Source organism: Flavobacterium macacae (genome assembly GCF_003865365.1).
In the GTDB taxonomy this organism is placed as follows: domain Bacteria; phylum Bacteroidota; class Bacteroidia; order Flavobacteriales; family Flavobacteriaceae; genus Flavobacterium; species Flavobacterium macacae.
On the sequence record NZ_RQVR01000009.1, the window covers coordinates 41,490 to 56,216 of the forward strand.

13 protein-coding genes are annotated in these 14,727 nt (G+C 36.6%); 4 read left to right on the plus strand and 9 right to left on the minus strand.

Annotation, left to right across the window (positions count from 1 at the left end; translation table 11 throughout):
• Positions 1 to 84 precede the first annotated feature (84 nt).
• Positions 85 to 2,934: an aminomethyl-transferring glycine dehydrogenase gene (gene gcvP, locus EG849_RS08955; RefSeq protein WP_125012743.1), complete on the minus strand. Its 2,850-nt coding sequence runs from the start codon at positions 2,932 to 2,934 to the stop codon at positions 85 to 87.
• A 136-nt stretch (positions 2,935 to 3,070) separates the two neighbouring features.
• Here gcvP and EG849_RS08960 point away from each other — a divergent pair, with 136 nt between their 5' ends.
• Entirely contained in the window at positions 3,071 to 3,883 is an 813-nt protein-coding gene (locus EG849_RS08960) for a UbiA prenyltransferase family protein (protein ID WP_125012744.1), read from the plus strand.
• Here EG849_RS08960 and EG849_RS08965 read toward each other — a convergent pair.
• The 4 genes from EG849_RS08965 to EG849_RS08980 form a co-directional block, all read right to left on the minus strand.
• Entirely contained in the window at positions 3,863 to 4,321 is a 459-nt protein-coding gene (locus EG849_RS08965; protein ID WP_317125194.1) for an SRPBCC family protein, read from the minus strand. The two genes, EG849_RS08960 and EG849_RS08965, sit on opposite strands and share 21 nt — an antisense overlap.
• Complete coding sequence (locus EG849_RS08970; protein WP_125012745.1) at positions 4,318 to 4,758, minus strand: hypothetical protein; 441 nt, start codon at positions 4,756 to 4,758, stop codon at positions 4,318 to 4,320. The genes EG849_RS08965 and EG849_RS08970 overlap by 4 nt, the downstream gene beginning before the upstream one ends.
• Positions 4,759 to 4,760: 2 nt before the next feature.
• Positions 4,761 to 5,573 carry a DCC1-like thiol-disulfide oxidoreductase family protein gene (locus EG849_RS08975; RefSeq protein WP_125012746.1) on the minus strand — a complete coding sequence of 271 codons (813 nt, stop codon included), beginning with the start codon at positions 5,571 to 5,573 and terminating at the stop codon, positions 4,761 to 4,763.
• 143 nt (positions 5,574 to 5,716) lie between these two features.
• Complete coding sequence (locus EG849_RS08980; RefSeq protein ID WP_125012747.1) at positions 5,717 to 6,220, minus strand: GbsR/MarR family transcriptional regulator; 504 nt, start codon at positions 6,218 to 6,220, stop codon at positions 5,717 to 5,719.
• 324 nt (positions 6,221 to 6,544) lie between these two features.
• Here EG849_RS08980 and EG849_RS08985 point away from each other — a divergent pair, with 324 nt between their 5' ends.
• Together EG849_RS08985 and EG849_RS08990 are read left to right on the plus strand one after the other, a co-directional pair.
• Positions 6,545 to 7,024 carry a hypothetical protein gene (locus EG849_RS08985; RefSeq protein ID WP_125012748.1) on the plus strand — a complete coding sequence of 160 codons (480 nt, stop codon included), beginning with the start codon at positions 6,545 to 6,547 and terminating at the stop codon, positions 7,022 to 7,024.
• 17 nt (positions 7,025 to 7,041) lie between these two features.
• On the plus strand, positions 7,042 to 8,643 hold the full coding sequence (locus EG849_RS08990; protein ID WP_125012749.1) for a tyrosinase family protein: 1,602 nt from the start codon (positions 7,042 to 7,044) through the stop codon (positions 8,641 to 8,643).
• 53 nt (positions 8,644 to 8,696) lie between these two features.
• On the opposite strand, the gene EG849_RS08995 is transcribed toward EG849_RS08990, so the two are convergent.
• The 3 genes from EG849_RS08995 to EG849_RS09005 all read right to left on the minus strand — a co-directional run bounded on the left by EG849_RS08995 (position 8,697) and on the right by EG849_RS09005 (position 12,646).
• Positions 8,697 to 10,724 (minus strand): M3 family metallopeptidase, encoded by a 2,028-nt coding sequence (locus EG849_RS08995; protein ID WP_125012750.1) that lies wholly within the window; start codon positions 10,722 to 10,724, stop codon positions 8,697 to 8,699.
• Positions 10,725 to 10,936: 212 nt separating this feature from the next.
• Positions 10,937 to 11,419, minus strand: coding sequence for a 5-(carboxyamino)imidazole ribonucleotide mutase (gene purE, locus EG849_RS09000; protein WP_125012751.1), 483 nt, complete (start codon positions 11,417 to 11,419; stop codon positions 10,937 to 10,939).
• Positions 11,420 to 11,491: 72 nt separating this feature from the next.
• A complete protein-coding gene (locus EG849_RS09005; RefSeq protein WP_125012752.1) occupies positions 11,492 to 12,646 on the minus strand; it encodes a 5-(carboxyamino)imidazole ribonucleotide synthase in 1,155 nt (384 codons plus the stop codon).
• A gap of 158 nt (positions 12,647 to 12,804) precedes the next feature.
• Between EG849_RS09005 and EG849_RS09010 the strand changes: the two genes are divergently transcribed.
• The gene (locus tag EG849_RS09010; protein ID WP_125012753.1) at positions 12,805 to 14,142 is read left to right on the plus strand and encodes a DUF2130 domain-containing protein; all 1,338 of its coding nucleotides are present in this window, start codon (positions 12,805 to 12,807) and stop codon (positions 14,140 to 14,142) included.
• 11 nt (positions 14,143 to 14,153) lie between these two features.
• Here EG849_RS09010 and EG849_RS09015 read toward each other — a convergent pair whose 3' ends face one another.
• Positions 14,154 to 14,540 carry a nuclear transport factor 2 family protein gene (locus tag EG849_RS09015; protein ID WP_125012754.1) on the minus strand — a complete coding sequence of 129 codons (387 nt, stop codon included), beginning with the start codon at positions 14,538 to 14,540 and terminating at the stop codon, positions 14,154 to 14,156.
• Positions 14,541 to 14,727 lie beyond the last annotated feature (187 nt).

The window sequence follows — 14,727 nt, forward strand, 5'->3', positions numbered from 1 at the left end:
AAATTAAATGTACGGATTTTATCAGAAAAATAAAAACCCGATGAAGAATATTCATCGGGTTTTCTATAAATTATTTTGAAAATATTAGCTTTCCATATACGCTTCAATTGGAGCGCAAGAACAAACTAAGTTTCTGTCACCGTAAGCATCATCAACTCTTCGAACGGTTGGCCAGAATTTATTGTCAGCAATATATTCCAAAGGAAATGCAGCGTCTTCTCTTGTGTATGGAAAATCCCAAGTGTCAGAAGTCAACATAGCCAAGGTGTGCGGCGAATTTTTCAAGACATTGTTTTTGTCATCTGCCGAAGCTCTCTCGATTTCTTTTCTGATCGAGATCATGGCATCACAAAAACGGTCTAATTCTTCTAAGTTTTCACTTTCTGTAGGTTCAATCATCAACGTTCCTGCCACTGGGAAAGAAACGGTTGGTGCGTGGAAGCCATAATCCATCAAACGTTTTGCGATATCGGTAACCTCGATTCCCTTTTCTTTAAACGGGCGGCATTCGATAATCATTTCGTGTGCAGCGCGTCCCATTTCGCCAGAATACAAAGTATCAAAGTGACCGCTTAATCTTTCTTTAATATAGTTTGCATTCAAAATGGCGTGATGTGTTGAACTTGTCAAACCGTCAGCACCAAGCATGGTAATGTACCCGTAAGAAATCAAACAAACCAAAGCAGAACCCCAAGGCGCTGCAGAAATTGCTGTAATAGCATTTTCGCCACCTGTTGCAATTACTGGATTTGTTGGTAAAAACTCTACTAAATGTTTTGCAACACAAATTGGTCCAACACCTGGTCCACCGCCTCCATGAGGAATCGCGAATGTTTTGTGTAAGTTCAGGTGGCAAACGTCAGCGCCGATTGTTGCTGGATTTGTTAATCCAACTTGTGCGTTCATATTAGCACCGTCCATGTAAACCTGGCCTCCATTTTCGTGGATAATTTTTGTTACTTCAATGATTGAAGCTTCGTAAACACCGTGAGTTGAAGGATAAGTAACCATCAAACACGCCAAGTTATCTTTGTATTGGATTGCTTTTGCTCTTAAATCTTCCACGTCGATATTTCCGTTTTCAGACGTTTTAGTCACCACAACTTGCATTCCTGCCATTGTTGCCGTTGCTGGATTTGTTCCGTGTGCCGAAGCTGGAATCAAAGCGATATTTCTGTGAGAATCTCCTCTTGATTGGTGATAAGCGCGAATAACCATCAAACCTGCATATTCACCTTGAGCACCAGAATTTGGCTGTAAAGTTGTTCCTGCAAAACCAGTCACAACGTTCAATTGCTCTTCTAATTTTTTAAGCATGATTTGGTAACCTTCTGCTTGTTCCACTGGAGCAAACGGGTGAATGTTGTTCCAATTTGCCATACTTAAAGGCAACATTTCTGCAGCTGCGTTCAATTTCATTGTACAAGATCCCAAAGAAATCATAGAATGATTCAAAGCCAAATCTTTTCTTTCCAAAGACTTGATGTAACGCATCAGAGCGGTTTCAGAATGGTGTTTGTTGAAAACATCATGCGTCAAAAATGTTGAAGTTCTTTTCAACGTCTCCGTTAGCATTGACACATTCGCTAATTCGGTAACTTTTACAGTTTCTTTTCCAACAGCCTCCGCAAAAATAGCAACGATTGCGTTAATGTCAGTCAAGCTTGTTGTTTCGTTGAACGAAATTGAAATACTTTCGTTGTCTATATAATAGAAGTTGAATTCGTTTTTCTCTGCAATTGCTTTTACTTTTTGAGCATCCGCTTTCACCACAATCGTGTCAAAGAAAGAAGTATTCGTTTGGTAAACGCCAATTTTATTCAATGCTTCTGCTGCAGTTACTGCTGCAGCGTGTACTTTGTCAGCAATATATCCCAATCCTTTTGGACCATGATACACCGCATACATTCCAGCCATAACAGCCAAAAGTACTTGAGCCGTACAAATATTTGAAGTCGCTTTTTCACGTTTGATATGCTGCTCGCGCGTTTGCAAAGCCATACGAAGGGCACGATTTCCGTTAGTATCAACAGTCACACCGATGATTCTTCCTGGCATACTTCTTTTGTATTCTTCTTTTGTAGCAAAATAAGCAGCGTGAGGACCGCCATAACCCATCGGAATTCCGAAACGCTGTGTGGTTCCAACAACCACGTCAGCTCCCATTTCTCCTGGAGAAGTCAATTTCACCAAGCTTAAAATATCGGCAGCAACAGCGGTTTTAATATCGCTTGATTTTGCTTTAGAAATAAATTGAGCATAATCGTGAACCTGTCCAAATTTCCCTGGATATTGTAACATCGCTCCGAAAAATTCTGTTCCAAAATCAAACTCTTCGTGGTTTCCAATTACTAATTCCACACCAATTGGAGTAGAACGTGTTTGTAAGACAGAAAGTGTCTGTGGCAGGATTTCTTCCGAAACGAAGAATTTATTTGCGTTGTTTTTCTTTTGGTCACGCGTTCTTACGTCAAAAAGTAACGCCATTGCTTCTGCAGCAGCAGTACTTTCATCTAAAAGTGAAGCATTTGCAATTTCCATTCCGGTCAACTCGATAATTGTGGTTTGGTAATTCAATAAAGCTTCTAAACGACCTTGTGCAATTTCTGCTTGGTAGGGCGTGTACGCCGTGTACCAACCTGGATTTTCGAATACATTTCTTAAAATTGCAGCAGGAACAATGGCTGGATGGTAACCCAAACCAATGTATGATTTGAATACTTTGTTTTTATTTCCTAATTGCTGAATATGGTTTAAATATTCATATTCAGTCATTGCAGGTTCAAGATCCAATGGCGCTTTCAGGCGAATATCGTCAGGAAGCGTTTCATAAATCAATTGGTCAATTGACTCAACACCAATTGTCTTGAACATATGTTGTAGGTCATTTTCTCTGGGACCGATATGTCTTAAAGCAAAAGCATCTGTTTTCATATAATATGTAGTGGGTTGTTTTTTGTGGCACAAAAGTACTTATTAATCCCAAAATTTAATCGTTTTTTAACACGGTTTTTTTAGGAATTTTTCAACTAAAACGGTATGTTGTTAACAGTTTGGTTATTTTTGCAGTATGCACGGTATCAGGCGACTATTTAATTTTTATTTAAACGGAAGTATTCACGTTGCAATTGCTGTGCTTTCCTTGGTTTTGATGACCAATCATATGTTCCAGAATCCTTTTGATTTGGATATGGGGGGTTTCGCTTTTTTCGGAACCATCTTTGGATATAACTTTATAAAATTCGAAAGTTTTTTTAGAAAGAAAAAACCAATTTGGACCGAATTAAAGCTGATTGCTATTCTGAGTATTGTATCACTTTTACTATTCGGATATTTCTTTTTGCAGTTGGAAAGAGTGACTCAAATAACAGCGATTGTCTTCTTCGTATTGACATTTTTATATGCAGTTCCGTTAGTTTCAAACAAACCCAATATTAGAAATTGGAGTGGAATTAAAATTTATATCGTAGCTTTTTGTTGGGCTGGAGTGACGACTTTATTGCCGATGATTAACTCCGGAATCGAAATTTATCAAGATATTTTCATCAAATTTTGCCAACGCTTTTTATTGGTCATCACGCTAATCTTAATTTTTGAAATAATCGATTTAAAAAACGACGATTTGGCTTTAGAAACCGTTCCGCAAAAAATAGGAGTGAAGAAGACCAAGATTTTAGGAATACTTTTATTGGTTCCGTTTTATTTTTTAGAGTTTTTTAAAAGTGAAATCGATACAAACCAGCTTTTTATCAATGCTATTTTAGTCGCAATAACTTCGCTTTTTATGCTTTTTGCCAATGAAAACAGAAGCCAGTATTACACCTCTTTTTGGGTAGAAAGCATTCCGGTTTTTTGGCTGTTTTTACTGTGGATTTTCGGCTAATTCTTTAATGATTTCGTTCCGCTTTTTGATGAACGAAGTCATATAGTTTTTCAGAATTAGTGCATCAAAAAACCTTCCGAAAATACCAAAAGGCGTTTCGTAGAAAATAGTATCTTTCATAACCGTGTTCCCATTTTCAAATTCAAAAAAATGCTCATGGCGGAATGATTTAAAACTTCCTTCTGTCATTTCATCTACAAAATAAGTTGGAAAAACCATTTCAGAAATGAGGCTTTTATGGTTTTGGTAAATCCCAAAATGATTGCCTCGCCAAGTGACCGTTTCATTCAATTCAATCAATCCCGAAGTTCTTCCTGCAATTGCTTTTTCATTGGTTTGATGCGTCGAAAGTAAGTGAATATCGATGTTTCTCGAAAGATTGAAAACGGTTTCGATTGTTGCGTTTATAATTGTTGATAGTTCGATTTTAGCCATCATAGTTCGTAATGTCCAATTAAATTATAGATAAAGAGCCAAGAATTTACAACTGCGAATAATACAAAAAGGGTATTCATACAATAGCTTCCAATCTTGAAAATTAGTTTCTGTGGAATTTGGTACATCGGATAATATGCAATTTGTGTAGCAACTTTTCCAACCCAGTACAAGGCAATTAAACCTGTTAATGCTACTGCTAAAGCTGATTGTTCTTGTAATTCATTCGTGAAGATTATTGCAATTAATCCAAAACAAAAATTCAAGCCTTGAATATATCTTCCATAGGTTTTAGCAATTTCCTGATTCAGCGGTTTTAGTTGTTTGACATCATTATACCAATCAAAAACTTGATGGCGAATGTAAGGATAAATCAAAGCTGTGAATATCTGGCCGATACCACTTAGGATAATCAACCAATTTGGAATTTGAATGTTCATAGTTATAAGATTAGGATTAGAAAAGATAATGGAAAAAGCACCCAAGTGTAACACAAATAATTCGGTAATTCTAAAAGTTTTATCCTTCTGAAATGTTCCAGAAACATTATCAAGACGGTTGTTCCGAACCAACCAATAATCATAATTTCTGGAATACTCAAGAATTGATTCAGTATTAAAATCGGTGTCAAAAGTAAAGAGCCAAATATAGAAACAGTCATTAAGTTTCCGACATAATTCAGAATGACTTTTTTGTCAAATTTCATTAAAAATAAACTCTGAAAAAGGATTTGACCCAAAGCTAAAATCAATTCTTTGCTAAAATTTCCTTTTGGTAAATCGGTAATCAATTCTGAGAAATTATACAAAGTCAAATCCGTCATCAAAATTGCAAAAGCAATGTATAAAATTCGGTATTTGTAATTGAAACTTGGAGTACATTGAATGGTTTTTTCCGTTTTTTTATTCGGAATAATGACTTTTCGATTATAAGAAATAAAAGAATATAATTTTTTCAACAGAAATTTTATTACAGCAAAATTCCCGACTTTTTCCATCCAAGGAAAAGAATTTTCGATGACTTTAAGTAAGCTATCAATTCCATAAATGACTGTTTTGTTTTTGTTATCGACTAATGCAATTTCGTTGGAAGCCCTTTCAATATCAATAAAATTTTTCTCGTCTTCACTTAGGTTAGAAAAAGATTTTTTGCCATTTTCATCAAGCATTCCGGCCTTTATAAAACTAGTCGTATAAACTTGACAAAGCGGACAGTCTTCATCAAAAAGTAAGGTTTGATTTTCAAGTGTTTTCATATTTATAATTTTTTAAACTTTCAGAAAAAAATGAAACTTTTGATTAAATTTTTTTACTCTTATTTAATTCGATAATTAATATTGTTTCTTATTGTTCTCATTGAATAGTTTTTAAATGAATTATTTTTTGTCGGTTGTAAAAACTATTTCATAATTTTCATAACCAAACGGCCAATCCAATTGTCTTTGTATTCTGTTACTTTGTCAATCATATTGTCAGCTTTCAATACAAAATCATATAGTTTTTTTGTTTGGTCTACAAAATGTTTGGTTTCGGCAGATTTGTTTTTATCAATTGAAGAAACGTCTTTTAAAACTTTTAAAGCTGGTTTTATTTCGCGCTTGCTTCTTTCTTGCGCAATTTTTACGGCCAATTCATCCAGGTCTTTTTCAGCGATAAAAAACTCTTTCCGTTCGCCTGATTTGTATTCTTTGTAGACAATTCCCCAATCCATCAAAGCACGTAAATTCATGCTGGCGTTTCCTCTGGAAATCAACAATTCGTCCATAATATCTTCCATCGAAAGCGGTTCTGGCGAAACCATCAACAACGCGTGAATTTGCGCCATCGTTTTGTTGATTCCCCATTGCGAACCTAAAGCGCCCCAAGTTTGAATGAATTTATTTTTTGCTTCCTTAAATTCCATAGTTCAAATGTATCACTTTATTTTTAAACTTTCAATAATAATTGAAACATAATTTTAAATAATTGAAATCAGGTATTTATACGCTAAAGCATTGTTTGATTTTTTTCGTCCTTAGTGTTTTAAAACACAATATTTTTTAAGCCCCAAATTATATTGAAGTTTTTAAAAAAATACTTAATTCTTAACCTACACTAAATTATGCTAAACTTACCTCAAATCTTAGGTCCCGGCTTGTGGACCTATCGAAGCCTGCTCAATAATCCAGACTTCTCAGCAACTTTTGACTCACCTGAATTCGTATTGTATATCGATAAATTATAGGATATGGAAAATTCTATTTCAACTAGAAAAAGCTGTTGCTGTACCGGCAAGGCGATTGAAGATGAAAAGTCAAGTCTCCTAAAAGCAATTCCAAAAACCAATAAGACCTTAAAAGCGATTCCTTCCGTAGTGCTGAGCATTCTCATTGCTTTTTTTCCAAAATGTCCTCTTTGCTGGGCAGTTTACATGAGTATGTTCGGAAGCCTTGGCCTGGCTCAATTGCCTTACATGGGCTGGTTATTTCCGGTTTTAATTGGTTTCTTAGGACTTCATTTATATATGATTTATAAAAAATCAATGCCTGCTACTTACGGACCATTTCTTCTGAGCCTCATCGGGACGTTGCTCATCTTAATGGGGAGATTTTCCTTTGGCCATGAAAAATGGATATTGGTTTCAGGGATGATTTTCATTATTTCTGGATCATTGCTGATGCAGTTTCCAGCAATTTCCATTCATTTATTTAAAACAAAACACAATTAATATTTAATAAAACAATTATGCCTACAGCCAAAAATTTAAAAATTAGAAGATCAATTGCCGAGTTGCAAAAAGATTACAATGGGGGAAACAAAAAAGCCTTGGAAGATTTAATGCGTGCCTGGAAAGGCATCAAAGAGCTTCCTGCAGATAATGAAAATTCATTTTTTAAGCTGGGAGGTTTTCATGGAGAGCCTTTTAGAGGTGCCGGATGGGGGAATTCCGCTTATTGGGGAGGCTATTGCAATCACGGAAACGTGCTGTTTCCAACGTGGCATCGTGTGTATATTTTAAAATTAGAAGAAGCCCTTCAAAGCATCAAAGGTTGTGAAGAGGTGATGTTGTCCTATTGGGACGAAACAGACGAGAAAAGTTTGAAAAAAGGAATTCCATCTTGTTTGACAGATGAGTTTTTTACGCTTGACGGACAGCAAATTGCAAATCCGTTGCGCTCATTTGTTTTTCCTATAAATATTGTTGATAATGTGCAAGGAGATAATAATCTTTACAGCAAGCCAAAAGGATATGAAACAGTTCGTTATCCTTTGTCAGGACTTGTAGGAAGTGATGAAGCCCGTGCTGCAACCGCCGCGCACAATGCCCAATATGCAAATCACAATAAAAATGTTGAGCTGTTGAACGAAAATATTCTGAATTGGATGAATTCTAAAATCATAGTAAACGGAAAAGAAATACCTACAAATGTAAACCAGAAATTTAAAGATAGCCTGAACGCTCCTAATTTTACGGTTTTTTCAAATACCACTTCGGCAGCAGAATGGAATGCAAATCTTGCGGAAGGTGTGGCTCCAGTTGTTCCTCTTGAGTCGCCACACAATAGCATCCATTTGGCAGTCGGTGGCTGTGATTTGCCAACTTACAATCGTTCGCCAATTCCTGGTGCCAATGGCGATATGGGCGAAAATGATACTGCCGGATTGGATCCTATTTTTTACTTTCACCATTGCAATGTGGATCGTGTATTTTGGCTTTGGCAGAAAAAACATGGTTTTACGGACAGGCTTGAAATCATATCAGAATATCCCGGCACAAATTCAGTAGATGATCAAGGGCCAACGCCGGGAATAGCTCCAAATTCATGGTTGGATCTAGAAACTCCTTTGAATCCATTCAAAAAGATGGTAAATGGAAAAGAACAAACCTATACTTCTTTAGATTGTATAAATATTGAAAAACAGTTAGGATTAACTTACAGTGCTGGATCTTTAGAAGAGTCACGCAGCGCTAAATCATTACAGGCAGAAGGACCTGTAAAAGTTATTAAAGTTTCAAGGATTAATAAAGCGCCAATCAGAGGATCCTTTATGATTTCAGCCTATGCTATTATTGATGGAAAGAAAGAACACTTAGGTACAGAAGCTGTTTTGAGCCGGTGGAATTCTCAATTTTGTGCAAATTGTCAGACACATCTCGAAGTGAAAGCTTTTTTTAAATTGCCAATTTCAGAAGAAGTAGCGAAAAAGGGATCATTACTTTCTTTAGAAAACAGTGTAGAAATTGAAATACATGGAAGAGAAAATATGTTAAATCAAGATGGAAAACAAGGATTGCTGAAAGGTAACGCAAAACAGCAAGTGAGTTTTCAAATGGAAATTGTTTAAGCTTTTTAAGTAAAAAAAGCCAGTACTATTAGAAAAGTACTGGCTTTTTGATTTTATAGCAATCCTGCTCTTTTCAACAAAGCATCTGGTTTTGGTTCGCTGCCACGGAAGCGTTTGTACAACACCATCGGATGTTCGGTGCCGCCTTTTGAAAGTATGTTTTCCTGGAATCTTTTTGCTGCTTCTGGATCAAAAATTCCTTGTTCTTGAAAGTATTCAAAAGCATCGGCATCTAAAACTTCTGCCCATTTATAGCTGTAATACCCTGATGAATACCCACCTTGAAAAATATGCGAAAAGGAGGTGCTCATTGCATTTTCATTCACATCTGGATATAATTTTGTAGAAGCAAACTGCTCGTTTTCAAAATCTTTAATCGAAGTAATTCCTGTAGGGTCTTGTCCGTGCCAACCCATATCTAACAATCCAAAACTCAACTGGCGCATGGTTGCCAATCCTTCTTGGAAACTGGCACTTTCTTTAATTTTATGGATATATTCCGTCGGAATCAATTCTCTGGTTTGGTAATGGTGCGCGAATAAAGCCAACGCTTCCGGCTCATAGCACCAATTTTCAAAAATTTGGCTTGGCAATTCTACGAAGTCCCAAAAAACGCTGGTTCCAGACAAACTTGGATACACCGTGTCCGCAAGCATTCCGTGTAAAGCGTGGCCAAATTCGTGGAATAAAGTGGTTACTTCGTTAAAAGTCAACAGCGAAGGTTTGGTTTCTGTTGGTTTTGTGAAATTGCAAACAATTGAAATGTGCGGTCTTTCATTAATTTCATTTAAAACATATTGCGATTTGAACGAAGTCATCCATGCGCCATTTCGTTTTCCTTTTCTCGGAAAAAAATCAGCATAGAAAATCGAAACCAATTCTCCCGAAATGTTTTTTACTTCGTATGTTTTTACATCTTGGTGGTATTTTTCAATGGAATCCACTTCGCTGAAATTCAAGCCAAACAAACGTCCGGCAATCGTAAAAGCGCCGTCTAAAACATTTTCTAATTTGAAATAAGGCTTCAGTTTCTCATCGTCTAAATTGAATAACTGCTGTTTCAATTTTTCAGAATAATACGCGCTGTCCCATTTTTCTAAAGTTTCAATTCCGTCTAAATCTTTCGCGAATTTTTTCAATTGCTCAAATTCTTTTTCAGCGGCTGGTTTTGCTTTTTCAAGCAATTCATTTAAAAAAGCGCTCACTTTCTCAGGGCTTTCAGCCATTCTTTCTTCCAGCACAAAATGCGCGTGAGAAGCATAGCCTAAAAGCTGGGCTCTTTCAAAGCGCAATTTGGCAATTTTCAAGACAATCTCTTCGTTGTCAAATTCATTCTTCTGGAATCCTTTGGAACCAAAAGCAATCGCCATTTTCTTGCGCAGCTCCCTGTTGGCAGCATACGTCATAAACGGAACATAGCTTGGATAGTCCAATGTGAAAATCCAACCTTCTTTTTCTTGGGCAACAGCCAATTCTTTTGCGGCTTCAATTGTTCCTTCTGGCAAGCCTGACAAGTCTTTTTCTTCAGTAATGTGCAGTTCAAAACCTTGTGTTTCTGACAAAACGTTTTCGCCAAATTCCAAGCTTAGTTTTGATAGCTCTTTATCAATTTCACGAAGCTGGTTTTTCTTTTTTTCTGATAGATTGGCGCCGTTTCTGGAAAAACTTTTGTATTTTTTGTCTAATAAAGTCGTCTGTTCTGGATTTAGATTCAAGCTTTCCCTAGCATCATACACCGTTTTTACTCTTTGAAATAAATCGGCATTTAGCCGGATGTCATTTCCGAATTCTGATAAAAGAGGCGAAACTTCCTGAGCAATTTTTTGAATTTCGTCGTTGGTTTCAGCGGAATGCAAGTTGAAAAAAATACTCGAAATTCGGTCTAAAGTCGAACCGCTGAAATCCATCGCTTCAACGGTATTTGCAAAAGTTGGCTTCTCCGGATTGGCAATTATTGCATCTATTTCTTTTTTTGCCGAAGCAATTCCTTCTTTAAAAGCAGGAAGGAAGTCTTCATTTTTTATTTGCGAAAAAGGAGCAGTATCGTGTTGCGTCGTAAATTTTTCTGAAAGTATTGACATATAATTTTTCTAATTAATTTTTTGAACCAAGTAAAAATTATTTTTTTATTTGGCTGATTTCAAAAGTATAAAATTGAGAAATGATTTGAAAGAATCTTGTGAAAACGTTGAGAATTATAACGCAAAGTCCGCAAAGAGTAAACGCAAGGCTCGCAAATATTTTTTGTTTGCGTTCTTTACGAAATTCCTTTGCGGACTTTCTAGTTATAGTTTTATTTTTGTAGTCCTTCCGAAGCTTTGATAACAGCCTGTTTTAGATTTTCTTTATAAGAAATAATGGTTTCTAAAACCGAAGCATTTGAGCTTCCGATAATTTGTGCCGCCAAAATTCCAGCATTTTTAGCTCCGTTTAAAGCCACGGTTGCCACGGGAACGCCTCCTGGCATTTGCAAAATGGACAAGACAGAGTCCCAGCCGTCAATTGAATTGCTTGATTTTACCGGAACTCCGATCACGGGAAGCGGTGACATCGAAGCCACCATTCCTGGCAAATGTGCGGCACCGCCGGCTCCAGCAATGATCACTGAAATTCCTCTGGTGTGCGCATTTTTACTGAAATCAAAAAGTTTTTCAGGCGTTCTGTGTGCCGAAACGATATCCACTTCTGTTTCAATTTTGAATTCTTTTAATATGTCGATGGCTTCCTGCATGACTGGCATGTCAGAAATGGAGCCCATTACAATTGCTACTTTCATATTTTTTAATCTTAAAGTTTAAAATGTCAAGGTTGGATGTCTGAAGTCAAAGAAGTCCAACTGTCAAATGCTCTATTTGCTAATTACCCGAATCAATTTCTTCACTTCTTCTGCCACTTTTCTAGCTTCCGCAATATCTTCATTGACAATCGTCACGTGACCCATTTTTCTAAACGGACGGGTTTCTCTTTTGCCATAGATATGTGGCGTAACACCGTCAATGGCCATGATTTTTTCAATATTTTCATACACCACTTGTCCTGAAAAACCTTCTTCGCCGACTAAATTTACCATAATTCCGGCAACTTTGCTGTCGGTATTTCCTAAAGGCAAGTCTAAAATGGCACGCAAATGGTTTTCAAATTGCGAAGTATAACTGGCTTCGATGGAATAATGGCCTGAATTGTGCGGTCTTGGAGCGACTTCGTTTATCAAAATTTCATCGTCATTGGTTTGGAACATTTCCACAGCCAAAAGGCCAACGTGATTGAATTTTTCAGAAACATTTAAAGCGATTGCCCTTGCTTTTTCTGCCACTTTTTCATCGATTCTTGCCGGGCAGATTACATATTCCACTTGGTTCGCTTCGGGATGAAATTCCATTTCCACAACGGGATAGGTTTTGATTTCACCGCTCGGATTCCTGACAACGATTACCGCCAATTCATTTTTGAACGGAACCATTTCTTCTGCAATACATTCCACATTTGGCAAATTGTCTAAATCTTGGGCAGAACGGACTACTTTAACACCGTTTCCGTCATACCCAAACTCAGCGCTTTTCCATACGAAAGGTAATGAAATTATAGCATTTCCTACTTCTGATTTTAAATCTCCAATAGAATGAAATCGTTTGTGTGGCGACGTTGGGATATTATTTGCTACGTAAAAATCTTTTTGAGTTCCTTTGTTTTGTATGCCTCGCAACGTTTTTGGCGAAGGAAATACTTTAACGCCTTCGCTTTCTAATTTCTCTAAAGCTTCAATGTTGACCAATTCGATTTCAAAAGTCAGCACATCCACTTGTTTTCCGAAATTATATACGGTATCAAAATCCATTAAATTTCCTTGGAAGAATTTATTGCAGGCAATTCGGCTTGGCGCTTCTTCGCTTGGATCTAAAACATACGTCTGGATGTCAAATTTTCGCGTGTCAGAAAGCATCATTTTGCCTAATTGGCCGCCGCCTAAAATGCCGAGCTTAAAATCGGAAGAGAAATAATTCATTGTTTTGTGTGTTGTGTTTTGCAAATATAAGTAGGTGATCTGAATTTTGGAGTATGATTGTGCATTTTTGGCCTGCCTGCCTATTTAAAATTGAAGAAATAAACGATATATTTGTGAGATTGCTTTTTATACTGTAAACCTATTAGCCCAAAATAAAAATGGCACAACAATCTTCTATCCAATGTCCGAGCTGCGGTACCTCAATTGATGTAAACGATATTTTAAAACATCAAATTGAAGATGCTCTGCGCAAAGAATTTCAGCAAAAATTGAATGCCCAAACGACAGAATGGGAAACGAAGAATGAAGCGCTGGAAAAAGCCAAAGAAGATTTTGAATCCAAAAAGAAAAAAGAAAATGAGCTGTTTCAAGACCGTTTAGAGAAAGCAAAAGAAGAGGTTGAAGCAAAAGCCAAACGTGAAAAACAGCAGTTTCAAGAAAAATTAGAATTAGAAAAAAAGGAATCTGAAAAAAATATTCTTTCTGCCTTAAAGATAAAGTTAGAAGAAGAAAACAAAGACCGCATTTCTTTAATGGAAAAAGAGCTTTCTGAAAAATCAGAAAAGTTGCGGGAACTGAATAAAATGCAAGGCGAAATTTCAAAACTGCAACGTGAAAAGTTGGAAATGAAAGATTTGATAGAAGCACAGGCACAGCAACAATTGAATGAAACCTTAGTTTTAGAAAAAGAAAAAATCCGCAAGCAAGAGGAAGAAAAAAACGAGCTGAAAATTAAAGAATACCAAAAACAAGCCGAAGACCAGCGAAAGTTGATTGAAGAAATGAAACGCAAGCAAGAGCAAGGCTCAATGCAGTTGCAAGGTGAAGTTTTAGAACTGGCAATGGAAGAATGGCTGGCCAATAATTTTCCGTTAGATACCATTGATGAGGTAAAAAAAGGAGCAAATGGTGCCGATTGCATGCAAACGATTAATACTTTTGAACTGCAGAATTGCGGTACAATTTATTATGAAAGCAAAAGAACGAAGACGTTCCAACCGCTTTGGATAGAAAAATTCAAGAATGATATTCGTGATAAAAAAGCAAGCATCGGTGTTTTGGTAACCGAAGTTTTACCAGCCGATATGCAACGAATGGGCATGAAAGAAGGTATTTGGATTTGTACTTATGAAGAGTTCAAAGGATTGAGCGCTGTTTTAAGACAGTCGTTGATTCAAGTGAGTCAAGCGCTACAATCTCAGGAAAATAAAGGCGACAAGATGACCTTGCTTTATGATTTTTTAACCAGTACTGAATTTAGAATGCAAATTGAAGGCATTGTGGAAGGTTTTTCTCAAATGCAGATTGATTTGGTTAAAGAGAAAAATGCTATGAAAAAAATCTGGACGGCTAGGGAAAAACAAATTGACAAAGTCATTAACAATACCATCGGAATGTATGGTTCTATAAAAGGAATTGCTGGAAATGCGGTTCAGACCGTAAAAGCCTTGGAGCTAGATTATGACCCTGGGGACATTGAAGAATTAGAAAATTAGTTCAAGTAAATTTAATTGCGCGTGTTTTTTCGGTTAACAATGCAACCGCTGATCACAATGCACTTTTTAGGCAGGCATTTCCATACCCTTGTAATGGCATATTCGCTTTGGACAGGAATGTTATTGAGTAAGCCTAAACGTTTTTCAATACTCGAAACGATGGCATAATTATCATGAAAATTAACTTTCCGGTCTAATAATTCGATAGACTGAATTTTTATAATGGAAGCGTAATGAGTATGTAAAGATATAATTCCTGAAAAAGTTTCTGCAGATTCAGTGACGAAAATAGCTTTCGGGTGAGTGAGTGCCACTAATTTTTTATAATCGATGTCAATCAATGCCTGAATGAATTTTTGTTCTGATTCTAACAATAATTTTTCAAAATTGGAAGCCATATTCTGATCTTTGGTTGGGGGTTGCCATAAAAAAGGTTAATAGACGTAAATATAGAAAATCAAATACAACTTGGCGGGAGCAATGTGTTATTTTTTGGAGTAAGCGTTGCGCCAGCAGAGGCTGTAATGACAAAGAGAACAGCCAGGGCTTCATGAAATAGTAGTCGTTCTGCTAAAAAAAGAAGCG